This window comes from Arthrobacter sp. BG5 (assembly GCF_056680155.1).
This window is the reverse complement of record NZ_CM155268.1, coordinates 3,404,205-3,426,979: the sequence shown is the minus strand read 5'-3', so window position 1 is coordinate 3,426,979 and position 22,775 is coordinate 3,404,205. Positions and strand designations below refer to the sequence as shown.

General features: G+C 68.5%; 23 protein-coding genes. 7 read left to right on the top strand and 16 right to left on the bottom strand.

Translation table 11 applies throughout. The annotated features are described in order from the left end of the window. The first annotated feature begins 72 nt into the window (after positions 1-72). Positions 73-1,209: a GTP 3',8-cyclase MoaA gene (gene moaA / locus AC1MBE_RS15690; protein WP_479779508.1), complete on the top strand. Its 1,137-nt coding sequence runs from the start codon at positions 73-75 to the stop codon at positions 1,207-1,209. A gap of 7 nt (positions 1,210-1,216) precedes the next feature. Beyond that, positions 1,217-1,483, top strand: a complete 267-nt coding sequence (locus tag AC1MBE_RS15685) for a MoaD/ThiS family protein (RefSeq protein WP_479779506.1) — start codon at positions 1,217-1,219, stop codon at positions 1,481-1,483. Between the two features lie 16 nt (positions 1,484-1,499). On the opposite strand, the gene AC1MBE_RS15680 is transcribed toward AC1MBE_RS15685, so the two are convergent. After that, positions 1,500-2,627 (bottom strand): helix-turn-helix transcriptional regulator, encoded by a 1,128-nt coding sequence (locus AC1MBE_RS15680; protein ID WP_479779504.1) that lies wholly within the window; start codon positions 2,625-2,627, stop codon positions 1,500-1,502. Between the two features lie 173 nt (positions 2,628-2,800). Here AC1MBE_RS15680 and AC1MBE_RS15675 point away from each other — a divergent pair, with 173 nt between their 5' ends. Next, a complete protein-coding gene (locus tag AC1MBE_RS15675; protein ID WP_479779502.1) occupies positions 2,801-3,082 on the top strand; it encodes a hypothetical protein in 282 nt (93 codons plus the stop codon). Positions 3,083-3,137: 55 nt separating this feature from the next. On the opposite strand, the gene AC1MBE_RS15670 is transcribed toward AC1MBE_RS15675, so the two are convergent. The 8 genes from AC1MBE_RS15670 to AC1MBE_RS15635 all read right to left on the bottom strand — a co-directional run bounded on the left by AC1MBE_RS15670 (position 3,138) and on the right by AC1MBE_RS15635 (position 11,230). Next, entirely contained in the window at positions 3,138-4,043 is a 906-nt protein-coding gene (locus tag AC1MBE_RS15670) for an alpha/beta hydrolase (RefSeq protein ID WP_479779500.1), read from the bottom strand. Continuing rightward, a complete protein-coding gene (locus tag AC1MBE_RS15665; RefSeq protein WP_479779498.1) occupies positions 4,040-4,717 on the bottom strand; it encodes a TetR/AcrR family transcriptional regulator in 678 nt (225 codons plus the stop codon). Before AC1MBE_RS15665 ends, AC1MBE_RS15670 begins: the two co-directional genes overlap by 4 nt. After that, on the bottom strand, positions 4,714-6,321 hold the full coding sequence (locus tag AC1MBE_RS15660; protein WP_479779496.1) for a class I adenylate-forming enzyme family protein: 1,608 nt from the start codon (positions 6,319-6,321) through the stop codon (positions 4,714-4,716). The genes AC1MBE_RS15665 and AC1MBE_RS15660 overlap by 4 nt, the downstream gene beginning before the upstream one ends. Then, complete coding sequence (locus AC1MBE_RS15655; RefSeq protein WP_479779495.1) at positions 6,318-7,550, bottom strand: branched-chain amino acid ABC transporter permease; 1,233 nt, start codon at positions 7,548-7,550, stop codon at positions 6,318-6,320. Before AC1MBE_RS15655 ends, AC1MBE_RS15660 begins: the two co-directional genes overlap by 4 nt. Next, positions 7,547-8,422, bottom strand: coding sequence for a branched-chain amino acid ABC transporter permease (locus AC1MBE_RS15650; protein WP_479779493.1), 876 nt, complete (start codon positions 8,420-8,422; stop codon positions 7,547-7,549). Before AC1MBE_RS15650 ends, AC1MBE_RS15655 begins: the two co-directional genes overlap by 4 nt. After that, positions 8,419-9,204, bottom strand: a complete 786-nt coding sequence (locus tag AC1MBE_RS15645; protein WP_479779492.1) for an ABC transporter ATP-binding protein — start codon at positions 9,202-9,204, stop codon at positions 8,419-8,421. Before AC1MBE_RS15645 ends, AC1MBE_RS15650 begins: the two co-directional genes overlap by 4 nt. Continuing rightward, positions 9,201-9,965, bottom strand: a complete 765-nt coding sequence (locus tag AC1MBE_RS15640; protein WP_479779490.1) for an ABC transporter ATP-binding protein — start codon at positions 9,963-9,965, stop codon at positions 9,201-9,203. Before AC1MBE_RS15640 ends, AC1MBE_RS15645 begins: the two co-directional genes overlap by 4 nt. A gap of 62 nt (positions 9,966-10,027) precedes the next feature. Further along, positions 10,028-11,230, bottom strand: coding sequence for a substrate-binding domain-containing protein (locus AC1MBE_RS15635; RefSeq protein ID WP_479779489.1), 1,203 nt, complete (start codon positions 11,228-11,230; stop codon positions 10,028-10,030). Between the two features lie 486 nt (positions 11,231-11,716). Here AC1MBE_RS15635 and AC1MBE_RS15630 point away from each other — a divergent pair, with 486 nt between their 5' ends. Continuing rightward, positions 11,717-12,202 carry a DUF1579 domain-containing protein gene (locus AC1MBE_RS15630; protein WP_479779487.1) on the top strand — a complete coding sequence of 162 codons (486 nt, stop codon included), beginning with the start codon at positions 11,717-11,719 and terminating at the stop codon, positions 12,200-12,202. A gap of 82 nt (positions 12,203-12,284) precedes the next feature. Here AC1MBE_RS15630 and AC1MBE_RS15625 read toward each other — a convergent pair whose 3' ends face one another. The 6 genes from AC1MBE_RS15625 to AC1MBE_RS15600 all read right to left on the bottom strand — a co-directional run bounded on the left by AC1MBE_RS15625 (position 12,285) and on the right by AC1MBE_RS15600 (position 19,855). Next, positions 12,285-13,628, bottom strand: coding sequence for a M16 family metallopeptidase (locus AC1MBE_RS15625; RefSeq protein WP_479779485.1), 1,344 nt, complete (start codon positions 13,626-13,628; stop codon positions 12,285-12,287). Positions 13,629-13,750: 122 nt separating this feature from the next. Further along, entirely contained in the window at positions 13,751-16,000 is a 2,250-nt protein-coding gene (locus tag AC1MBE_RS15620; protein WP_479782652.1) for a polyribonucleotide nucleotidyltransferase, read from the bottom strand. Between the two features lie 244 nt (positions 16,001-16,244). Next, positions 16,245-16,514: a 30S ribosomal protein S15 gene (rpsO, locus tag AC1MBE_RS15615; RefSeq protein ID WP_138769772.1), complete on the bottom strand. Its 270-nt coding sequence runs from the start codon at positions 16,512-16,514 to the stop codon at positions 16,245-16,247. Positions 16,515-16,719: 205 nt separating this feature from the next. Then, on the bottom strand, positions 16,720-17,973 hold the full coding sequence (locus AC1MBE_RS15610) for a kynureninase (protein WP_479779483.1): 1,254 nt from the start codon (positions 17,971-17,973) through the stop codon (positions 16,720-16,722). Then, the gene (gene kynA, locus AC1MBE_RS15605; protein WP_479779482.1) at positions 17,970-18,824 is read right to left on the bottom strand and encodes a tryptophan 2,3-dioxygenase; all 855 of its coding nucleotides are present in this window, start codon (positions 18,822-18,824) and stop codon (positions 17,970-17,972) included. The genes AC1MBE_RS15610 and kynA overlap by 4 nt, the downstream gene beginning before the upstream one ends. A 29-nt stretch (positions 18,825-18,853) precedes the next feature. After that, complete coding sequence (locus AC1MBE_RS15600; RefSeq protein WP_479779480.1) at positions 18,854-19,855, bottom strand: bifunctional riboflavin kinase/FAD synthetase; 1,002 nt, start codon at positions 19,853-19,855, stop codon at positions 18,854-18,856. Between the two features lie 235 nt (positions 19,856-20,090). On the opposite strand from AC1MBE_RS15600, the gene AC1MBE_RS15595 reads away from it, so the two are divergent. Beyond that, on the top strand, positions 20,091-20,936 hold the full coding sequence (locus AC1MBE_RS15595; RefSeq protein ID WP_479779478.1) for a DUF937 domain-containing protein: 846 nt from the start codon (positions 20,091-20,093) through the stop codon (positions 20,934-20,936). Between the two features lie 130 nt (positions 20,937-21,066). On the opposite strand, the gene AC1MBE_RS15590 is transcribed toward AC1MBE_RS15595, so the two are convergent. Continuing rightward, positions 21,067-21,648, bottom strand: coding sequence for a P-loop NTPase family protein (locus AC1MBE_RS15590; protein WP_479779476.1), 582 nt, complete (start codon positions 21,646-21,648; stop codon positions 21,067-21,069). A gap of 14 nt (positions 21,649-21,662) precedes the next feature. Here AC1MBE_RS15590 and AC1MBE_RS15585 point away from each other — a divergent pair, with 14 nt between their 5' ends. Both AC1MBE_RS15585 and AC1MBE_RS15580 read left to right on the top strand, forming a co-directional pair. Continuing rightward, the gene (locus AC1MBE_RS15585; RefSeq protein WP_479779474.1) at positions 21,663-22,088 is read left to right on the top strand and encodes a GNAT family N-acetyltransferase; all 426 of its coding nucleotides are present in this window, start codon (positions 21,663-21,665) and stop codon (positions 22,086-22,088) included. A 62-nt stretch (positions 22,089-22,150) separates the two neighbouring features. Then, positions 22,151-22,600: a hypothetical protein gene (locus tag AC1MBE_RS15580; protein WP_479779472.1), complete on the top strand. Its 450-nt coding sequence runs from the start codon at positions 22,151-22,153 to the stop codon at positions 22,598-22,600. Positions 22,601-22,775: the final 175 nt, after the last annotated feature.

Below are 22,775 nucleotides of genomic sequence, written 5' to 3'. Positions count from 1 at the left end.
CATAAGTTCGTTGGCGCCAGTTCGTTCTTGCCGGGGCGTGATGCCCGGGCCGCAGTGGCGTAGCCTGACATTATGAGTGTTCAGCTTGGCATGCCCCAGCCCCGCGCGGAAAGCGGCCCCGGCGCGGGCGTCCCGGCGCCGCAGCCGGCCGGACGCCCGGCCGGAATGCCTGCCGGATTGGTGGACCGCTACGGCCGCCGGGCCACCGACATGCGGCTCTCCCTGACCGACAAGTGCAACCTGCGATGCACCTACTGCATGCCTGCCGAAGGCCTCGAGTGGCTGGCCAAGCAGGCCGTCATGTCCGCGGAGGAAATCGTACGGATCGTCCGGATCGGCGTCGAACAGCTGGGCGTGCGTGAGCTCCGGCTCACCGGTGGCGAACCGCTGGTGCGGGCCGACCTGCTGGACATCATCTCCGCCCTCCGCCAGGCCCACCCGGACCTGCCGATCTCGATGACGACCAACGCCGTCGGCCTGGACAAGAAGGCGGCCGGCCTGAAGGCCGCCGGCCTCACCCGGATCAACGTCTCGCTCGATTCGCTGCACGAGGAAACCTTCACCAAGCTAACCCGGCGCCCGTTCCTGGACCGCGTCCTCGCCGGCGTGGACGCCGCCTGGGCCGCCGGGCTGGGGCCCGTGAAGCTGAACGCGGTGCTGATGCGCGGCATCAACGACGCCGAGTCCCCCTCGCTGCTGGCCTGGGCCCTGGACCGCGGCTACGAATTGCGCTTCATTGAACAGATGCCGCTCGACGCCGACCATGGCTGGACCCGCCGGAACATGATCACGGCCGCGGAGATCCGGGGCCTGCTCTCCGTCGACTACGTGCTCAGCGCCGATCCGCGGGAACGTGACGGCGCCCCGGCCGAGCGTTTCGAGGTCCGCGCCCGGGTGCCTGGCACGGACCAGGCTACCGGCCCCGTGCTGGGCACGGTGGGGATCATCGCCTCGGTCACCGAACCGTTCTGCGCGGACTGCCGCCGGACCCGGATCACCGCGGAAGGCAAGATCATGAGCTGCCTGTTCTCCCACGAGGAGACCGACCTGCTGGGGCTGCTGCGCGGCGGCGCCAGCGACGAACAACTCGCCGAGCGCTGGCAGGACGCCATGTGGCTCAAGCCCAAGGCGCACGGCATGGACCACGTCGGACTGGACGCCCCGGACTTCGTCCAGCCGGACCGCAGCATGAGCGCCATCGGAGGCTGAACCACCCGTGAACGTACGTTACTTCGCTGCCGCGCGCGCTGCCGCCGGTATGGACGAGGAAAAGTTCGAGCTGCCCGACGGCGCCAGGCTCGCCGAGCTGCTGGAGGCGATTCTCGCCGTCGAACGCCCCGAGCCGCCGGCCGGCACCCCGCCGCTGGCCCGCATCCTGTCCCGCTCCAGCTTCCTGCTCAACGAGGTGGCGGTGCGGAACTCGTCGCCGGTGCTGGGTCCGGACGACGTCGTCGACGTGCTGCCGCCGTTCGCCGGCGGCTAGGCTGCCCGGCTGGTCCTCACTGTCCGTCAGACGCTGCCGCGGCGGGAGGCGGCACGGCCGCGGCTCCAAGGGCCAGGCCCAGCAGCGCGCCCCGGCTCCGTACACCGCAGGTCACGAAGAGAGCCTTGAACAAGTCCTGCACGGTGTAGGGGCGGATCTGCAGGGCAGCTGCCAGCTCCGAGGTGCTGAGGCCGCCGGCGGCGAGCCCCAGCAGCCGGTGCTGCTGCGGCGTCAGCGCAAAGCAGCGCGCGAACGCTTCCAGCCGGTCCGCCGCCGGGCAGTCCTGGATGGTCACCGCGAGCGAAGTCGTTGCCCCCGTCCCGGGGTCCATCCGGGTGGAGCGCAAAAGAGCCCAGCCGCCGCGCCCCACCGGCACGCGGGACATCGCCGGGTGGGCGTCCACCCCGGCTTCCTCCGCCAGGAGCTGGGCGGCGACATTCAAGACCTCGGCAGGGATCCCCTCGTAGGGCCGGGGCCCGCGCTGCAGCAGCCCCAGCCAGTCCGCGGCCGTCGCCGTCTGGCCCGTCACGGCGAGCCGCTCGTCCAGGACCAGCACGGCCTGCGGCGGCAAGGACTTGCCGACGCCCGCCCGGGCCGCGGCACCGACACCCTGCCGCCATTGTGCCGCCCGGCTCCGCCGCAGCCCGGCTGCCACCAGCGGGGCCGCCGTGGCCAGGAAATCGGTCTCCGGCTCCGAAAACGTGCCCTCGTCCCCGCCGCGCCACAAGTCGAGCCAGCCCCAGCACCCGTGTTTATCGGCGAAGACCACGGACAGCACGTCCGTCACGCCGTAGCGGCTCAGCAGCCCGTTCCAGAGCCGGCTGCGCGCCGGCTGCCCGCCGGTGGCCACCAGCAGGGTCGTCGCCGGCCGGCGTTGACCCATCAGGGAGGTCCAGCGGGCGTCCGCCGTCAGGTACTTAAGCCGGATCAGTTCAGGCAGCTCCTCCGGACAGGGAATCCTGGCCATCGGCGAGATACCGGTTGCCGATTCCGGGTCTGACAACGGCCAGGCATAGGCGCTGAATGGCACCATCCTTCCGAGTTCAGCCAGTAATCCCCGGCGCAGCTCATGGTCATCCAGCACGTCGCGGCAGAGGTTCCCGATGCGTTCCAGACTCCGGCTCAGCGCCCAGCTGGTGGTCATGACATCAGTATGTACCTTGGGCCTTGCCTTCTGAACCGACCGGCTCAGGGGCGCTCCGGACCCCGGCGCGGGCGCGGCCGCCCTCCCAGATATCTGGGATACCGCGGGCCGCCCCGCCGCGCCTACCGTGAAAACATCCCGCAGCCACAGAAGAGACGTAAGGAGGGCTCGTGATGTACACCTTGCAAATTGAGCACAGGATCAGGGATTTCGACCTGTGGAAGACAGCGTTCGACCGTGACTCCGTCAACCGTGCGGAGTCGGGGGTTACCGCGCACCGCATCAGCCGACCGGTGGACGATCCGCAATACGTAGTGGTGGAGCTCGATTTCGGGCAGCGGGCCCAGGCGGAAGCCCTGCTGGCAAAGCTGCAGGAACGAGTCTGGAATTCGCCCTCCGCGGCCCCCGCCCTCCAGGGCGCTCCAACAACCCGGATCCTCGAGTCCGCCGGCTGAGGCGCCGTGCCGCCCGGCGCCTGCGACGCGGGGGGTTTCCCGCGGCGGCCCTCCCTCAACTGCCTGCCAGGGCCTCCCGGACACTGTCGGCCACGGCGCCGGCACCGGCCTCGCCCATCACGATCGTGTAGTGGTTCACGTCCGGCACCTCACGGACCCGCAGGGACGGGAGTTTCGCGGCCCAGTCGTCCAGGTAGCCGGGCGCGTAGAGGGCGGACGGCTCGTTGAGCAGCCCGCGCGGCGCCCGGAGGACCACGGTGTCCACGGCGAGCTCCGCCAGCGCCTTCAGCAGCGAGGCACCGCGGTGCAGCTCGGCGGTGTCCTCGGCCATGGCCTGGTACCGCGTGGCGGGCCGCAATTCAGGCTCCTCGCCGGTCAGGTCATAGTCCACGTAGGCCTCCACGAGCGGTCCCCAGTCAGCGCTGAACGCCGGATGCTGCCGCCAGAAGGAGCGGTACACCTCACGGCTGGGGAAGGTGGCGTTGAGCCGCTCGGCGGCCGGGCCGAGCACCGAGGAGATGAGCTGCTCGTCGGAGATTCCCTCCGGGACCTGGAGCGGCAGTCCGCCGTCCACCAGCACCAGCGACCGGACGCGCTCCGGGAACAGGTTCGCCAGGACGAGTGAGGCGAAGCCGCCCATGGAGTGTCCCACCACGACGACGGGCCCCGGGGCCAGCTCCGCCAGTACGGCGGCGAGGTCCTCCGCATGCGAGGGCATCCCGTACGGGGCGGGCAAGTCATTGCTGCGGCCGCGTCCGCGCAGGTCCGGGGCGATGATCCGGACATCCGGCAGCGCCTCGGCCAGGTACGGCCAGGCCTTGTGCGAGGCGGTGACCCCGTGGACGGCCAGGATGGTCGGGGCGCCGGGGTCGTCCGGACCCCAGATCGCGGTGTGCAGCGTGCCGCCGCGAACCTCCACTTCGGCGGTGTGGTACGTGTCCTTGCTGGCTGTCTGGGTCATGGGGATGTCCCTTCCTGGGGCGGGGTGGGGTTCGCGGTGGTTGCCGGGGTGGAACCGGGGGCGGGCGCAAGCGCCCGTTCGATGAACTGCATCATTTCCTCAAAGACTTCTTCGGGCACGTCGGGCCGGGCTCCCGCGGCGGGTTCGGCGCCTTCCTCGTCCCAGAGGACCCAGCGCATGCCGATCAGCTCGCCGATGCCCATCAGGGCCCAGGCGGCCACGGTGGGGTCCATCTCCCGGACCTCGCCGCTGAGCTGGGCCGCTTTCAGGCCTTCGATGTAGCCGTTGACGACCCGGGTGTAGTGCAGCCGCAGGGCGCCGGGCGAGACGAACTCGGCCTGCCGAATGATCCGGTACAGGGCGGGGTGCTGCGCGGTGAAGCGGAAGAAGGCCCGGAAGCCGGCCCGTTCCGCCTCGAGCCGGGTTCCTGCGCTTTTGGCCGCGTCGGTCATGGCGTGCCGGACCCGCCGGTTCAGGTCCTCGACCACTTCGTCGAAGATGGCCTGTTTGCCGTCGAAGTACAGGTAGAACGTGCCGAGGCCGACGCCGGCCGCCTCCGTGATCTTGACGATCGAGGCCTCGTGGTAGCCCACCGAGGCGAAGACCGACTCCGCGGCCTCGAGCAGCTTGGCCCGGGTGCGTGTTCCCCGGGCGGTGCGCGGTGCGGCGCTCATGCCCGGCCCCCTGCCGCGGGAGCGCTGGCCGGGGCCGGCCGCGCGGCCAGTTCCTGGCGCAGCTTGGCGCGAAGCACCTTGTTCAGTGCCGTGCGGGGCAGCGCCGCGACCAATTCGACCCGGGCCGGGACCTTGAAGCGGGCCAGCTGGGAGGCGCAGTGCTCCAGCAGCTCCTGTTCGTCGGTGGCCATGCCGGGACGAACCACCACGAACGCCAGTCCGCTTTCGCCCCAGCGAGCGTCCTCCACCCCGACGACGGCGGCCTGCGCCACCGCCGGATGGGCCAGCAGCGCGGCCTCGACCTCGGCCGGTGCCACGTTCTCGCCGCCGGAGATGTAAATGTCCTTGAGCCGGTCCACCACCTTGATGTACCCCTCGGCGTCGCGCTCCACGAGGTCGCCGGTGCGCAGCCAGCCGCCGGCGAGGACGGCCGCCGTGGCTGCCGGGTCGCGGAAGTAGCCGGCAAACACGCCCGGGCCGCCGACCAGCAGTTCGCCGCTGGCGGCGCCGTCGAGGATTTCACCGGTGACGGGGTCCGCCACCGCGACGGCGACGTGCGGGTAGGGCTTGCCGGAATAGCCCACCATCCGTTCGGCGTCCTCGTTCGGCAGGCACAGCACGTTCGGTGAGGCCTCGGTCAGGCCGTACCCCTGGCTCAGCGCGACTCCCCGGCGGTGCCAGATCCGCAGCAGGGGCGCCGGCATCGGCGCCCCGCCGACCACGGCGTGGCGCAGGCTGCCGAGTTCGGCGTGGGCAAAATCGGGGTGTTCGGCCAGCATCAGGTACTGGGTGGGGACGCCCATCAGCATGGTCACGCCGCGCTCGGCGATGAGCTGCAGGACGCGGCCCGGATCGAACCCGCGCTCCAGGACCACGGTGGCCCCCACCCACCAGGCCAGCAGCGGCTGGATGTTCCAGCCGCCCACGTGGAACTGGGGCAGCACGGCCAGCACCACGTCGTTGCTGCCCATGTCCAGGGTCCGCGAGAGCGAGAGGTTGTTCCAGAAGCAGTTGGCGTGGGTCAGGACGGCGGCTTTGCCGGCGCCCTCGGTGCCCGAGGTGAAAATCATCAGCAGGGCATCGTCGTCGCGCACTTCGCGGCGGGGTGTGCCGGCGTCGGTGGGCGCCGCCGGGCGCACGCGTGAGGGCGGCGGTACCGACTTTTCGACGCCGCCGGGGCCCAGGGCAGCGGTCCGCGGCCGGTGCGGCAGCAGGGCGCACGCCGCGGCGGCGAGGGCGTCGAGGTCGCCTTCCACCAGCAGCAGCTGCGGCTCGGCGAGCTCCAGCTGGGCCGCGAGCTCCTTGGGCGAGAGCCGCCAGGACAGCGGCACCAGGACCAGCCCGGCCTTGGCGCAGGCGAAGAACGCCACCACGTGGTCCGAGCTGTTGCCGGTCAGGCTGGCGATCCGGTCCCCGGTCCCGTAGCCCGCGGCACGGAACCCGTCGGCCAGGGCGGAGGCGCGGCGTTCCAGTTCGCTGTAGAGCAGGGTGCAGCCGCGGTCGTCGATGGCGACCCGGTGCGGGGTGGACAGGCTGCGGTCAGTGGTCCAGCGGCCCAGGGTGTGCAGGCCATCGGCGCGGTTGGGACCGGTCGGGTTGCTCATGCGGCGTCCTCCAGGATGTTTTGGGGAGTCTCGGTACCGCCGCTGCCGGCACGGGCGCCCCGGCGGCGCTGCGCCAGCCGCTCGGCGGTCCCGGCGAGGCCGCCGGGCAGGAAGAGCACCACCAGGATGAAGAGCGTGCCGAGGATGAACAACGGTTCTGACAACGGTACCCGCAGGATGTCCGGCAGGGACTTCACGGCCTCGGAGTTGGCGAGTGTCGTCAGCCGCTGGTCGAGGATGGTGTAAAACACACCGCCGACCACAGCGCCCCAGCGCGAGCCCACCCCGCCCAGGACCACCATCACCAGCAGCATGATAGTGAGATCCGAGGAGATGGCCCGCGGCACGGCTCCGCTCTGCAACAGCAGGAAAACCATGCCAATCACGGAAACCAGAATCGCGGAGAGAACGAAAATCAGCAGCTTGACGAGGTAGGGCTGCAGGCCCAGGACCCGGACCCGCAGTTCGTTTTCGCGCACGGCCGCCGCGGCATGCCCGGCCCGGGAGGACTGCACCCAGGTGACGATGACGAAGACGGCCACCAGCACGGCCAGTGCCAGCCAGTACAGGTTGCGGGTGTTGACCACGCCGACCAGGAAATCGGGCAGGTTGTCGGTGCGCAGCGTCATACCCTCGTCGCCGCCGGTCCTGCCGTCGGGGTTACGGCCCACGATCACCGACCCGGCCTGGGCGAACGCGAGCGTGACCATGGCGAAGGGGATGCCGCTGACGCGCAGGCTGATGCTGCCCACCACGTGGGCCAGCACGACCACGATCAGCAGGGTCAGGCCCATCGCCGGCAGCAACGGGATGTCATAGTTCTGCAGAATGATCGCGAGCCCGTAGACGCCGGCGCCGAAGTAGAGCGCATGCCCGAAGGACAGCAGCCCGGCAACACCGAGGAGCAGGTGGTAGGTCAGGGCCGCGGCCGCCATCAGCATGGACATGGCCAGCAGCTGCAGGGATCCCGGGGTGTAGCTGGGGCCAGGCAGCACGCCCGGCAGCGAGATGTTCAGCAGCGGAAGCAGGACCAGAAGCAGCACACCGGCTGCGCCTGCGGCCCACGCCGCGAGCCTTCGGGCTGCCGGGCCGGGGCGCGCTCCGTCGGGAGCGGCGCCGGGTCCTCCCCCTACGCCGGCTTTCCGGCTCCGGCGGGCTGCGCCGCCGTCGGCCGCCGGCTGCTCGGTGTTGGTGCCGTCGGTGCTTGAGGTGTCGGTTTCGGTGCTCATGCGGTTCTCCCAAGCAGGCCGGTGGGACGAAACAGCAGCACGAGCGCCAGCGCAAGCACGACGACGAAATCGCCGGTGCCGCCGAGGTAGAAGTTCGCGAACTGCTGCAGGACGGCGACGGCGACGGCGGCGATGGCCGCTCCGGTCAGCGAGCCGAGCCCGCCGATCACCGTGACGATGAAGGCGAAGATCAGCAGCGAGCCGCCGAGCATCGGTGAGACGTAGCCGAAGTAGTGCGAGGCGAGAACGCCCCCGAGGCCGGCCGCCGCCCCGCCGATGGTGAAGACGAGGGTGAAGGCCTTGCGGACGTCGATGCCGAGGGCGGTGACCATGGACCGGTTTTCCACGCCGGCGCGGATGATCATGCCGTAGCGGGTCTTCTTGAGGAAGAACACCAGCGCCAGCAGCACCAGCAGGGCGGCGATGATGCAGACGAAGCGGTCGTTGGGAACCCGGGCACCGAGGATATCGGTAGTGTCCTTGAACCACGCCGGGCCCTGGATGTACACCGGGTCGGTTCCCCACGTACCGTCGAACAGCGCGACGGCGGCGAGGGAAAGGCCCAGCGTGACGAGCACCTGTTCGATGTGGCGCTGGTAGAGCCGGCGGATCAGGACGAACTCCGTGAACGCGGCAAAGGCGGCGCCGGCAGCGGCCCCGATGACGAGTGACAGCAGGAAGACTCCCCAGTTGTCGGAGCCGGCGCGGCGGGCCATCTCCCAGCCGGTGAAAGCACCCAGGGTCAGGAAGGCGCCGTGCGCGAAGTTCAGCACCCCCATCAGCCCGTAGATCAGGGACAGCCCGGCGGCCACGAGGAAGTACAGTGCACCCAGGCCGAGGCCGGTGAACAGCAGCAGGACGAGGGTGCTCACAGGGCGGCGCCTTCCTGGGCTGGTTCCGCGGCGGGCTCTCCGTGGGAAGCGGTGTCGCTGGAGACACCCAAATGCCGTTGGATCAGGCCGGCGTCATCGAGGAAATCGAGGGCACGGCCGGTGTGGACCACGCGCCCGCCGGAGAGTACGACGGCGCCCTCCGCAAGCTGGCGGACGACGTGCAGGTTCTGCTCGACCAGCAGAATGGGGACGGTTTTGGCCGCTTCGGCCAGGGTTTCCGCCACCTCACCGACGATCTTGGGCGCGAGGCCCTTGGTGGGCTCGTCGACCAGCAGGACCTTGTTGGTGTTCAACAGGGCCCGGGCCAGCGAGACCATCTGCTGCTGGCCGCCGGACAGCGTTCCGGCCATCTGCCCGGAGCGCGCCAGCAGGTCCGGGAAAAGCTCCTCAACGAGCTGCCTGCGCGGGGCGGCATCGCGTTCGGCAAGCCGGAGGTTCTCCGCGACAGTCAGCCCGGAAAAGACCTCACGGTCCTCCGGGACGTAACCAACACCGCGCTGGATGATCTTGAAGGTGGCTTCCTTCTCGATCCGTTCGCCGGCCAGTTCGACAATGCCCGCGCGGTCAATCAGGCCGATGATGGCCTTGATGGTGCTGGTCTTCCCGACGCCGTTGCGGCCAAGCAGTGCGGTGATTCCGGTCGCGGGGACGGTGAAGGACACATCCTCCACCACCTGCTGCCCGGCTATCCTGGCGTTGAGGCCCTCGACCCGCAGGATGGGCGGGGCTTCGGTGGCGCGGCGTTCGGCTGCGGTGCTCATACGGGTTCTCCGAGGTAGGCGCTTTGCACGGTGGGATCGGCCATAACGGCGGCCGGGCTGTCCAGGGCCAGCAGGCTGCCGTGGTGCATCACGGCCACCCTGTCCACCAGGCCCAGCACGACGTCCATGTGGTGCTCGACCATCATCACGGTGCAGCCGCGGTCCCGGTGCATTCCCCGGATGATCGCGGTGAGGGACGGGACGTCCCCCGACGCCACCCCGGCCATCGGCTCGTCGAGCAGGACAATGGCGGGGTCGGTGGCCAGCAGCACGGCGATCTCCACCTTGCGCTTCTCGCCATGCGAGAGGTCCCCCGCGGCCGTCGTGAGTTTACCGGTGAGGCCTACTTCCGCGATGGTGCCCCGTGCGGTCCGGGTGGCTTCGTCCGAGGCAGACGGAAAGCGCAGAACGCTGAAGCTGCCGCCCAGTTTCGCCTGGGCGGCGAGCCGGACGTTCTCCAGCACGCTGAGCCGGGGAAACAAGTTGGAGGTCTGGAAGGTCCGTCCCAGCCCTGCCTTCGCCCGGCGGTGGATGGGCGCGGCCGTGATCTCCCTGCCGTTCAGGGTGATGCTGCCCGCGGTGGGCCGCATCACGCCGGAGATCAGGTTGAACAAGGTGGTCTTGCCGGCCCCGTTGGGGCCGATGACGCCGATCATTTCGCCGGCGCCGACGGCGAAGCTCACATCCTGGAGGATGCGCGCACCGCCAATCTGCAGACCGAGGCCATCCACCGCGAGGGCGGGCAGAGCTGGGGTTGTCATACGGTTCCTTTGTTCTAGCTCGCTGGTCCGGGTAGCGTGCCGGGCGCCGAAGCGCCTGGCGGCTACTTCTTTTCCGGCGGGGCGACGGTGTCGCCGGGAATGACCTTGACGAGCTCGGGAGCCCAGGTCTCACCCTTCTGGACCAGCTTGGCCTGGTACATGTCCTGGATCAGGGCGTGATCCGAAGCGCGGACGGTTTGCTTGCCCTTGGGGCCATCGAAGGTGAAGCCTTCAAGGGCCTTGACCATTGCGTCAGGGTCCGTCCCGCCGCCTTCCTTGATTGCCTGGGCGATCAGCTGGCCGAGGACGAAGCCGTCCGGGGTGAACAGGTCGGCCTTGTGGCCGGCCTTCTCGACGGAGGAGATCATCTTCTTTTCCACCTCGGTGCTTGAGGCACCCGGGAAGTAGTGACTGAGGAAGCTGATCTTGGAGCTCGCCGGGCCGTAGGCACCGAAGCTGGATGCGTCGCCCAGGCCCGTCACGACGGGCGCGGCGTCAAACACGCCCTGCTGGCTGAGCGCCTGCCACATGCTGCCCGTGGTTGCCCCGGCCCAGGCCACGAAAACCATATCCGGCTTGGTGTCGAGGAGCTGACGCGCAAACGGGGTCAGTTCCTGGTTTTCCGGGACCAAGACGGAGCCCACAGTGGCGCCCTTGGCTCCGAGGACTGCCTTGACGGCGGCGACGTTGCCCTGGCCGAACGCGTTGTCCTGTGCGAAGACGACGACCTTCTTGCCCTTGGTGTCGATGAAGGTGCCGGCGGTGGCGACGTCCTGCAGGCTCTGGCGGCCGGAACGGAAGGTGTACTTGTTAACGCCCTGGATCGCGTCGGTGGCCGCTGCCCCGGAAATGTACAGCACCTTGTTCTGCTGCGCCTGCTCCGCGAGCTTCACGGCGATACCTGACGACGCCGTGCCGCCAATAATCTTGTAGCCCTTGCCGATCATGTCCTTGGCGGCGGTGACGGCTTTGTCCGGGTCGCCGGCGTCGTCCGCGTACGTCAGGTTGATCTTGGCGCCGTTGATTTCGCCGGTGCCGCCGGTGGCGTAGTCGATGCCGGCCTGGAGGCCCTCGTAGTAGGTGGCGCCGTAGGCCGCGAGGGGCCCGGTCTTGGAATAGATGATGCCGACATTGACTGGCTCGGCGGCTTTGCCGGCACCGCCGGAGCCCGCCGGCGCGGCCGACCCGGCGGTGGGGGCGCAGGCGCTGAGGGCGAGCCCGGTGGCCATCACGGCGGCCATCAGGAACTTCTTTGTATCCTTCACGGGATGCCTTTCGTTGAGAATCCGCGGAATCCGGGCAGGAGATCCGGCAGGAGGTCTGACAAGGGATTGCAGCTGAACCTGAAAGGTGATTCAGATTACGGCAAATCTATGTTCCAGCTCACACGGTGTCAACGGGATTCTGCGCCCGTCCGGTAACGAACCGGCAACTTTCCGGCACGGCGTATGGCTGCGGCCCTCCCTCAGAAGGGGGGCGGGAGCACCCAACCCTCCCGCAGAAAAGGAGCGGGAACACCCAACCCTCCCTCAGAACAGGGGCGGGAACACCCAACCCTCCCTCAGAACAGGGGCGGGAACACCCAACCCTCCCTCAGAACAGGGGCGGGAACACCCAACCCTCCCGCAGAAAAGGAGCGGGACGGTCGGGCCCTCCATCAGATCCAGCCCGGGTTCGATCCTTTACAGCCGCGGGACACGGCGTGATGATGGTGGCGGGGCCAGCCGGAGGGAATCCCACTCGGAGGAAGCATGGATCGACCGCTGCCAGGCAGCGCACACGAGGCCCTTGAGTCATTTCTGGGGCAATGGAGCGGGACCACCCAGTGGGAAGCCACCGCCTGGGGTCCGGCCCGTACCGCTGCGGCCGAGGTCGTGTTCGCCCGGGCCGCTGCGGGCTTGGCCGTGACCATGAGCTACCGCCATATCGAGGCCGACGGGTCCAAAACCGAGAGCGTCGGCGTCTTCACCATGGACCCTGTCCGTCCCGATACGCTCTGGTACCACGTGAACAGCCTGGGCCTGCCCCCGGAGGCCCCGGCCCGCGCCAGCTGGCAGGACGGCACGCTGACCATCGAGCGGCGCAGTGACCGCGGCACCGCCCGGCACACCCTGCGGGTTGAGGACGGCCAGCTAACCCACGCCGCCGGGCTGCGGCTGGGGAGCGCCAGCGAGTTCAGCCCTTTTATGACCACCGTGTGCCGCCGCGTCCCCGAGCCCGCGCCCGTCGCCGCCTGATCTGAGGGAGGATCGGCAGTTTCCACACCGGATCTGAGGGAGGATCGGCAGCTTTCCCACCTGATCTGAGGGAGGGTCCGGATCAGAGGCCGAAGGTCTCGGATTCCTCGAACGGACCTACCACGGTGACGGTCCGCGGGGCGGCCGCGAGTTCGCGCGCCAGCTCCTGCACCTCGGCCGCGGTGACGGCCTTGATCTGCCGCAGCGTCTCATCGATGTCCTGGTATTCGCCGGACACCAGCTCGGCGCGGCCCAGCCGGGACATCCGCGAACCGGTGTCCTCGAGCGCCAGGACAATGCCGCCGCTGAGCTGGCCCACGGCCTTGCGCAGTTCCTCTTCGGAGATGCCGCCTTCGGCCAGTTTGTCCAGCTCGGCGCTCAGGAGCTCCAGGACCTGCCGGACCTTCGAGGGCGTGCAGCCGGCGTACATGCCGAAGTACCCGGCGTCGGCGTAGGAGGAGGCGAAGGAGTAGGTCGAGTACACCAGGCCGCGCTTCTCGCGGACCTCCTGGAACAACCGGGAGGACATGCCGCCGCCGAGCACGGCGTTGAGCACGCTCATGACGAAGCGGCGGTCGTCCGTGGCGACGATCGTGGGGCAGCCCATGATGATGTTGGCCTGTTCCACCGGACGCTTGACCACATGCAGCCCGGCGGTGCCGGTGATGGCGGCGCGCTCGGTGGAGCGGCGCTGCACCGGGGCGGCGTCGTGCTCCAGTTCCCAGCCGGCGGAGTGCAGGGCACCCACCACCAGCTCGCAGACGACGTCGTGGTCCAGTCCCCCGGCGGCCGTGATAACGAGCTCGTCCGGGCGGTAGTAGCGGCGGTAGTGGTCCCAGACCGAATCGCGGGCGACGGCGCGGATGGCATCCGGCGTGCCGCCGATCGGGCGGCCCAACGGGTGCGTGCCCAGCACGGCGGCAACAAAGTGTTCGTGCGCGACGTCGGTGGGGTCATCGCTGTCCATGGCGATTTCCTCGAGGATGACGTCGCGCTCCTGCTCCATCTCCTGCGGGTCCAGCACGGCGCCGGTGATCATGTCCGCGATGACGTCGATCGCCATCGGCAGGTCCGTGTCCAGCACGCGGGCGAAGTAGCAGGTGCTTTCCTTGGCGGTGGCGGCGTTCGATTCCCCGCCCACCTCATCGAAGGCCGACGCGATTTCCAAGGCGGTGCGCCGCTTGGTGCCCTTGAACAGCAGGTGCTCCAGGAAGTGGGTGGAGCCGTGCTGGCCCGGGGCCTCGTCGCGCGAGCCGACGCCAACCCAGAAGCCGATCGTTGCCGAACGCTGCCCCGGCATCGCCTCGGTCAGCACCCTGACACCGCCGGGCAGCACCGAGCGCCGCACCTGCGAGCCGCCGTCGGCGCCGTGAATGAGGGTGTCAGCGTGCTGGTTCTGCTCAAGCGGCAGGGGGACGACAGTCATTAAGGCCTTTCCATAAAACCGTTCCTAAAAACGTGCCAAATCTGCCTGCAATCCTACCTGCCTTTAACGGCAGCGGGGCCGGTGGACGAATCCACCGGCCCCGCTGCGCGAGTCAGGAAAGACTACTCTGCGGACTCCTCGGCGACCTCAGTGTTGGCAGCGTCCGCAGACCCTTCCTCGTCGGCCACGACGGGCGAGAGGGAGAGCTTGCCGCGGTCGTCGATCTTGGTGATTTCCACCTGGATCTTCTGGCCGACCGAAACGACGTCCTCGACGTTGTCCACGCGCTTGCCGCCGGCGATCTTGCGCAGCTCGGAGATGTGCAGCAGACCGTCCTTGCCCGGGGTCAGGGAAACGAAGGCGCCGAAGGTCGTGGTCTTGACGACCGTGCCCAGGTAGCGCTCACCGATTTCCGGCACCTGCGGGTTGGCAATGGCGTTGATCGCGGACCGTGCTGCGTCGGCAGACGGGCCGTTGGTGGCGCCAATGTAGACGGTTCCGTCGTCCTCGATCGAGATGTCGGCTCCGGTGTCTTCCTGGATCTGGTTGATCATCTTGCCCTTCGGGCCGATGACCTCGCCGATCTTGTCTACCGGGATCTTGACCGCGATGACGCGCGGCGCGAACTCGGAGAGCTCGTCCGGGGTGTCGATCGCGGAGTTCAGCACGTCCAGGATGTGCAGGCGGGCTTCGCGGGCCTGCTTCAGGGCGGCGGCCAGGACCGACGCCGGGATACCGTCGAGCTTGGTGTCCAGCTGGATGGCCGTGACGAACTCGGAGGTACCGGCAACCTTGAAGTCCATGTCGCCGAAGGCATCTTCGGCGCCGAGGATGTCGGTGAGTGCGGCGTAGCGGGTCTGGCCGTCGACCTGGTCGGAGACCAGGCCCATGGCGATACCGGCGACGGCGGCCTTCAGCGGTACGCCTGCGTTCAGCAGGGACAGCGTGGAGGCGCAGACGGAACCCATCGACGTCGAACCGTTGGAGCTGAGAGCCTCAGACACCTGGCGGATCGCGTAGGGGAATTCCTCACGGGACGGCAGCACCGGCATGATGGCGCGCTCTGCGAGGGCGCCGTGACCAATTTCGCGGCGCTTCGGGGAACCGACGCGGCCGGTCTCACCGGTGGAGTACGGCGGGAAGTTGTAGTTGTGCATGTAGCGCTTGCGCGTCACGGGAGACAGCGAGTCGATCTGCTGTTCCATCTTGAGCATGTTCAGCGTGGTGACACCCATGATCTGGGTCTCGCCACGTTCGAAGATGGCCGAGCCGTGGACGCGGGGCAGGACCTCGACCTCGGCGGTGAGCTGGCGGATGTCCGTCAGGCCACGGCCGTCGATGCGGATCTGGTCCTTGAGGATGCGCTGGCGCACGACCTGCTTGGTGACGGAGCGGAAGGCTGCGGACAGTTCCTTCTCGCGGCCTTCGAACTGGCCGGCCAGGGAGGAGATGACCTCATCCTTGAGCTCGTCGGAGGCGGTGTCGCGCTCCTGCTTGTCGGCGATCTGGAAGACAGCGGCCAGCTTCTCGGCGGCAGCGGACTCCACAGCGGCGTACACGTCGTCCTGGTAATCCAGGAAGACCGGGAACTCGACGGTCGGCTTGGCGGCGCGGGCTGCCAGGTCGGACTGTGCTTCGCAGAGGGCCTTGATGAACGGCTTGGCGGCCTCGAGACCCTCGGAAACAACCTCTTCGGTCGGGGCGGTGGCGCCCTGTTCCTTGATCAGGTTCCAGGAGTTGTCCGTGGCTTCGGCTTCAACCATCATGATGGCGACGTCGTCGCCCGCGATGCGGCCGGCAACAACCATGTTGAAGACGGCGTTCTCGAGCTGCGAGTGCTTCGGGAACGCGACCCACTGCGAGCCGTTCTCGTCGGCGACGAGGGCAACGCGGACGCCGCCGATCGGGCCGGAGAAGGGCAGGCCGGACAGCTGGGTGGACATCGAGGACGCGTTGATCGCGACGACGTCGTACAGCTCGTCCGGGTTGATGGACAGCACGGTGACGACGATCTGGACCTCGTTGCGGAGGCCCTTCACGAACGCGGGGCGCAGCGGGCGGTCCATCAGGCGGCAGGCCAGGATGGCTTCCGTCGAGGGGCGGCCTTCGCGGCGGAAGAACGAGCCCGGGATGCGGCCCGCGGCGTACATGCGCTCTTCGACGTCGACGGTCAGCGGGAAGAAGTCAAAACCTTCGCGCGGGTGCTTGCCGGCGGTGGTTGCGGACAGCAGCGCGGTCTCTTCATCGATGTAGACCATGGCTGCGCCAGCTGCCTGCTTGGCAAGACGGCCGGTTTCAAAGCGGATAACCCGCTTGCCGAAGCGGCCATTGTCAATGACGGCTTCTGAGAACTGGATTTCGGGACCCTCCAAGAGAGTCACCTCCGTTTCTTGATTTACGGAGTCCAGCCGCATCAACCCAGTCCAGCATCTGTCTACTGGCCTGCACTGCACCCGGCCATCGATCGAGATCCACGGGCTAGGGCCACAGTTCCTTGTGGCCGTTCCCGGAGATCACTACCGAGGACCGCGAATGCGTGATGCGGTTGATCCTCCTGTTGAGTTTTTTGAAGAAGGCGGCCCCTTCCCGATGGAAGGGGCCGCCCCTTAGAGCTGACTAGCGGCGCAGGCCGAGGCGCTCGATGAGCGCACGGTAGCGGTTGATGTCAGTGTTCTTGAGGTAGGTGAGCATACGCTTGCGACGACCGACCATGGCCAGCAGACCGCGCTGGGTGTGGTAATCGTGCTTGTGTTCCTTCATGTGCTCAGTCAGATCCTTGATCCGCTGGGTCAGGACTGCAACCTGGACCTCCGGCGAACCGGTATCGCCCTCGGACGTTGCGAAATCCTTCATGATGGACTGCTTTACAGCGGCTTCAAGTGCCACGTTAACTCCTAGAGATGTGCCGTGAGGCCCGAAACAGTAATTCACTGCCGGGGGTGCCGCGCCGGAATCCTTATCCCAGTGGTACAGGATTCCTACACAACAAGAGCCAGCCGCCACGGACTGCAGCCGGATCCAACGTTTAGTTTACTGGCACGCCGCCGAAGTTGTCTAAACCGCCCGGCGCGGCGGCCGCTGAGCCGGACGCTTACCCGGCGTCGGGGAGCAGGTCGCGGATCGCCGCGACGCCCCGGTAAAGCTCGGCGAACGAGGTGCTCAGCGGCGACAGGCCGATCCGGATGCCCTGCGGCGCCCGGAAGTCCGGGATCACATCCTGCTCCCACAGCGCCGCCGTCATTTCGCGGAAGGCCGGGTGATCCACCGTGATGTGGCTGCCCCGCAGCTCCGGGTCCCGCGGAGTTGCCAGCCGCACCCCGGCCGGTTCCAGCCAGGCGTCATGGAGTTCGACGGCGAACGCGGTCAGCAGCCGGGATTTCTCCCGCACCGGGGCCATGCCGACTTCCTCAAGCAGGTCCAGCGTGCCGCGCATGGCGAGCATGCCGAAGACGGCCGGGGTGCCGCTGAGGAAACCCCGGATGCCGGCAGCAGCCTCATAGCCGGGCCCCATTTCGAAGGCGTCCTTGCGCCCCATCCAGCCCCAGATCGGCTGCTGCAGGCCGGGCAGGTGCCGGGCGTTGACGTAGGCGAACGCGGGCGAGCCCGGTCCCCCGTTCAGGTATTTGTAGGTGCATCCGGCGGCGAAGTCCACGTCCGCGGTATCCAGGCCGATCTCCACCGAACCGGCGGAGTGGCACAGGTCCCACACCACCAGCGCGCCGGCGTCGTGGACGGCGGCGGTGATAGCGGGCAGGTCCGCGAGGAAACCGGAGCGGTAGGCAATCTGGCTCAGAACCACCACAGCGGTGGCCGGGCCGGTGGCGGAGCGCACCTGTTCCACGGTGACACCGGAGGCAGGGTCCGCCTCGATCCAGCGCAGCGTGAGACCCTCTTCGCGGGCGATACCCTCGACAAGGTAGCGGTCGGTCGGGAAGTTGTCCGTATCGAGCACGATCTCGGTGCGGGCCGGGTCCGTGACGGCGGCCAGCGCGGCGCGGATCAGCTTGTAGAGCACCACAGTGGTGGAGTCGGCGATGATGGTCTGGCCTGCGGCGGCGCCAAGCACGGCGCGGCCCAGCTGGTCGCCGATGGCCTGCGGCAGCTCCAGCCATTCCTCGTCCCAGCCGCGGATCAGGCGGCCGCCCCAGCTGTCCTCGATGAAGCTGCTGATGTCCGTGACGGTGCGCTTCAGCGGCCGGCCCAGCGAGTTGCCGTCCAGGTAGGACAGGTCCGTGTCGGTGCCGACGAAGTGGCCGCGGTAGGAGGCGAGCGGGTCCGCAGCGTCGAGGTCGAGGGCACGCTGCCACAGGGCGTCGGCGGCCTGCCCTGCCGGTTCGGCGCTCACTGGCCGATCTCCGTGCGGACGGCGAACAGTTCGGGGAAGAAGGTCAGTTCGAGCGCTTTTTGCAGGAAGGCGGCGCCGCTGGAGCCACCGGTGCCGGCCTTCATGCCGATGGTGCGCTGCACGGTCCGCAGGTGCCGGAAGCGCCAGAGCTGGAAGTTGTCCTCCAGGTCCACGAGTTCCTCGCAGGCCTCATAGGCGCCCCAGTTGCTGGCCGCGTTTTCGTAGATGTACTTGAAGACCGGGACCAGCTCCGGGCAGAACTCGTGGGCCTGGCTCACGTCGCGGTCCAGGACCGAGGCCGGCACGTCGAAACCCTGGCGCTTGAGGTAGGCGAGGAAGTCGTCGTAGATGCTCGGGGATTCGAGCAGCTCCAACAGCATCCCGTGGGCTTCGGGGTCCGACTCGAACACCGGGAGCATCTTGCGGTTCTTGTTGCCGAGCAGGAATTCCACCGCCCGGTATTGGCTGGACTGGAAGCCTGAGGAGTTGCCGAGGAAGCCGCGGAACTGGGAGTACTCGGTGGGCGTCAGGGTGGCCAGTACGGACCACTGCTCGGTCAGGGTCTTCTGGATGTGCTTGACCCGGGCGATCGCCTTGAGCGCGGAGCCGAGGTCGTCGGTGCGGAGCCAGGCCGCGGCGCTTCGGAGTTCGTGCAGCACCAGCTTGAGCCACAGTTCCGTGGTCTGGTGCTGGATGATGAACAGCATCTCATCGTGGTGCTCCGGCTCGCTGACCGGCTGCTGGGCGCTGAGCAGGGTCGGCAATTGCAGGTACGAGGCGTAGCTCATCCGGGAGCTGAAGTCGCGGACAATGTCCTTGTCCAGCTCCCGCGTGTTCTTCTCAATCGTCACTACTGGCCTTCCTTGCCAAACGGGGCGCCCTAAGCGGCGAACAGGATGCCGTGCGCCTGGATGACGTCCAGCCGCATCTGCTCAACCAGCGCTTCAGGGCCACGGTACGCGACCATACCGCGCAACCGGGCCACGAATTCGACCACGACTGTCTGGCCGTACAGATCGAAGTCCTCGACGGCTTCCTCCGGGCGGTCGATCACGTGCGCTTCGACCTGCCGGCTGACGCCGTCGAAGGTCGGGTTGGAGCCGACGGAGATGGCTGCCGGCCAGCGTGTGCCGGCCTGGTCTACGAGCCAGCCGGCGTAGATGCCGTCCGCCGGGATGTAACCGCTGGCGGCGGAGGAGAGATTGGCCGTGGGGAAGCCGAGATCGCGGCCGCGGGCGGCACCGTGGACCACTTCGCCGCGCATCCGGTGCGGCCGGCCCAGGACGGCGGCGGCGGTGGCGACGTCGCCCTCCCGCAGGGCTTCGCGGACCCAGGTCGAGGAGCAGCGCCGGTCCCCCGCGCCGTCGTCGTCGGTGTCATCGGTGCGGTGCAACGGATAGCCCTCTGAACCAAACTCGCTGATGACCTGGACCTCGAAGCCGAACTTCTCGCCCAGCTCCTTCATGGTGTCCAGGTCTCCGGAGTTGCCGCGGCCGAAGCGGGCGTCGTGGCCGATCACGACATGGCTGGCCTTGAGCGCGTCGACGAGCACGGTGGAAACAAATTCCTCGGGTGTGAGGCTAGCCAGTTCCAGCGAATACTTCATCACCAGGACGGCGTCCAGGCCCAGCTCGCCGAGGGCGACGAGCTTGTCCTCCAGCCCCATGATGAGCTCGGGCGCGGATTCGGGGCGGTGTACCTGCGCCGGGTGGGGGTCAAAGGTGATGGCGACGGCGCGGGCGTGGTTCAGGCGGGCGGTGCGGATGAGTTGCGAGAGAACCTGCTGGTGGCCGCGGTGCACGCCGTCGAAGTTGCCGAACGTGACCACGGAGGGGCCGAAGTCCGCGGGGACTTCGGACGGATCGTTCCAGATGTGGACCATCTACCTCGCCTTTTGCTGCCTGCCATGAACGCCTCCGGAGGGTTGGGCCGGCTCCGGAACTCTCTAAGATTACCCGCATTCGCCCCGGTTCCCGGACGGCACCTGCGGCGTCGGCGGCCGCCTTTCCGCCCTCCCGGGCCCGGGCTACGATGCAAGGGCACCAGTTCGGCGACGGCCAGGCGGCCGCCGCCGCCATCAATGTCCGCGGCGCGGCCCGCGGCTGAAGGAGAACGCCATGACTGAGCTTCAGGACATCCTCGGGCAGATCCCGGTAGACCAGATCGCCGACATGCTCGGGACCGACCGGCAAACCGCCCAGACCGCAGTGGAGGCCGCCGTGCCCACACTCCTCGCCGGGCTGCACAGCAACGCCCAGGCTCCGGAGGGCGCGGCCTCGCTGGAATCCGCCCTCAGCCAGCACCACGACGGGCTGGTCGACGGCGGTGTGGATGCCGCGCAGGTCGATACTGCCGACGGCGAAAAGATCGTCAACCATGTCTTCGGCGGCCGGCAGGACCAGGTCGCGAACCAGCTGGCGGGCACCGCGCAGCTGGGCGGAGTGGGCGGGGACCTGGTCCGCAAGCTCCTCCCCCTGCTCGCACCGATCGTTATGTCCTACCTCGCCAACAAGGTCCTGGGCGGACGCGGCCAGGCGGGCGGCGGCGCCCTTGGGGGCGGTACCGGGGGCGGCCAGGATGCCGGGGCCGGTGCCGGGGGCATCGACGTGGGCGGCATCCTCGGCGGAATTCTCGGTGGTGCGGGCGGTGCGGGCGGCGCCGGCGGCCTGGGCGACATCCTCGGGGGCATACTGGGCGGCGGGCAGCAGCGCACGGCCAATGAGGCGGTAGCCTCCGACGCCGGCGGCCCGGACAATGCTGTCGAGCCCGAGCTGCAGCCCCAGGCCGTCCCGCAGGCTGTCCCACAGGGCCAGCCGTCCGGCAACGAACCCCGTCCGGGCGAGCTGATCGACATCGACCTCCCCGGACAGCAGGAAGGCGTTCCGCAGGACACGCAGAGCGACACCCGGAAGAACGACGGCGGCCTCGGCGGCCTGCTGGGCGGGCTGTTCGGGAAGAAATAGCAGCCGCGTAACGGCGGCCGGGCGGTCCGGCGTCGGGCCATTGACGACGCCGGGGGCCGTCCGCCGTCGACGGGCGCGGTGAGCCAATCCGCGGGTGAGGGCCGGCGTCGTCGGGAGGTGCGCACCGGCCCTACCGGGCAGGTTGCGGGTCCCCTTCCGGGAGGCCCTGGAGCCACGCCGCGAGTTCGCGGGGGTGGCGGAAGATGAGGACCTCCGCGGTGCCCGGAGAGCTCTCCAGTTCGCGCATGACCCGCCGTTTGCGGCTGAACGAGCGGAAATGCCAGCCGATGATCGAATCGGGCGCGAGGAGGCGGCCGAACGTTTCCCGGTTTCCGTTGCAGACCTCTTCCCGGGCGATGACCCGGCGAAGTGAGCGGCGGATCAGCCGGAGCAGTGAAAGCCACCGCGGATAGTCCAGGCCCACGATCAGTTCCGCGCGCGGGACAACTAGGTCACGCCAGACTCCGTAGGCACTGTCTAGGACCCACTTGTCCTGGCCGGCGATGCGCGCCGCGAGCTCCCGCTGCTCGGCGGTATCCGGCTGGCGCCAGCCCGGGAGCCAGCCGATATCGTCGTCGGCACAGAACTCCGGGAGCCCCGTTCTCGCCGCATAGGCACGGGCCGCGGAGGACTTGCCGCTTCCGGTGACACCGTAAAAGAGGACCCGCGAGGGGGCAGCGGTTGGATTCCGGGGGTGCACGAAGCTCAGCATGCCACACTGGTGCGATGCCTCAGTTCTCTGTCTCCGCCAGCGCGGATGTGTCCGACGTCGAGGCACTGGCGCTGTACGAATCCGTCGGGTGGGCTGCCTACACGCGGGACCCGGGACTGCTGGTGCGGGCCATCCGTAACTCATCGTTCGTGGTCACCGCACGCCGTGCCGGCGGGGAACTCGTTGGCCTTGTCAGGGCCGTCTCGGACGACGCGACGATCTGTTATCTGCAGGACATCCTCGTGGCTCCGGAGTTCCAGGGAAACGGGGTCGGACGGCAGCTGCTGGAAGCCGTCCAGGAACGGTACGGGCACGTTCGGCAGACCGTCTTGCTCACCGACGACGAACCGGGCCAGCGCGCCTTCTACGAGGCCCTCGGTTTCACGGAGGGCGCGGATTTCCGCCCGGGCCCGCTGCGGGTTTTCGCGCTGTTCCGCTGACGCGCCGTCCCGGTGGCCGCTTGCCGTAGACCTTGTTCCCCGACTGCGGTTATGGTCTGAGCATGCGCAGAATGGCGGGGGCAGCCTGGCTGGGAGTAGCGCTGGCCATGCTGCTTTGCGGTTGCTGGCTGGTGCCGGTTGCGCGCACGGATGTCTGCGTTGACTGGGTCCGATTCGAGACGATGCAACAGCGGTTTGACCATGCCGGCGCCGTTTTGGTCGGCAAGCCGGTGCAGCGGGACGGCGAAGTCCGTATCTACGGTTATCAGGCCAACGTCCACGTGGTGGAAGTAGAGAGAGTACTCAAGGGCAGTCCTGGACACGGTACCGTCCGCATCGCATCCATGCCGGTCACTTGCGGCAAGGCTTACCCCGACGGCGACCCGCTCGACGCCGGCGACAGGTTGCTTTTCTTCGTGACGGAACAGAACGGCCAGTGGTTCACGATGACGCCGGAGCAGGGCGTCGTCCCGTTCCCGGCTGGCAAACCGCTTCCGTTCAAGACCGGGTGATCGGTGCTTCAGGGTGCAGTAAGCCGGTAGGCCGACACGTGGCTGCGGGATTCGCCGGTGGATTCGCTGCCGTCCCAGTCCGCCCACCTGGACTCCAGCTCAAATCCGCCCAGCCGCGCCATCAGATGGAACCAGCAATCCTGACGGCACCGTGGTCGTGACCGGCAGCGGCACT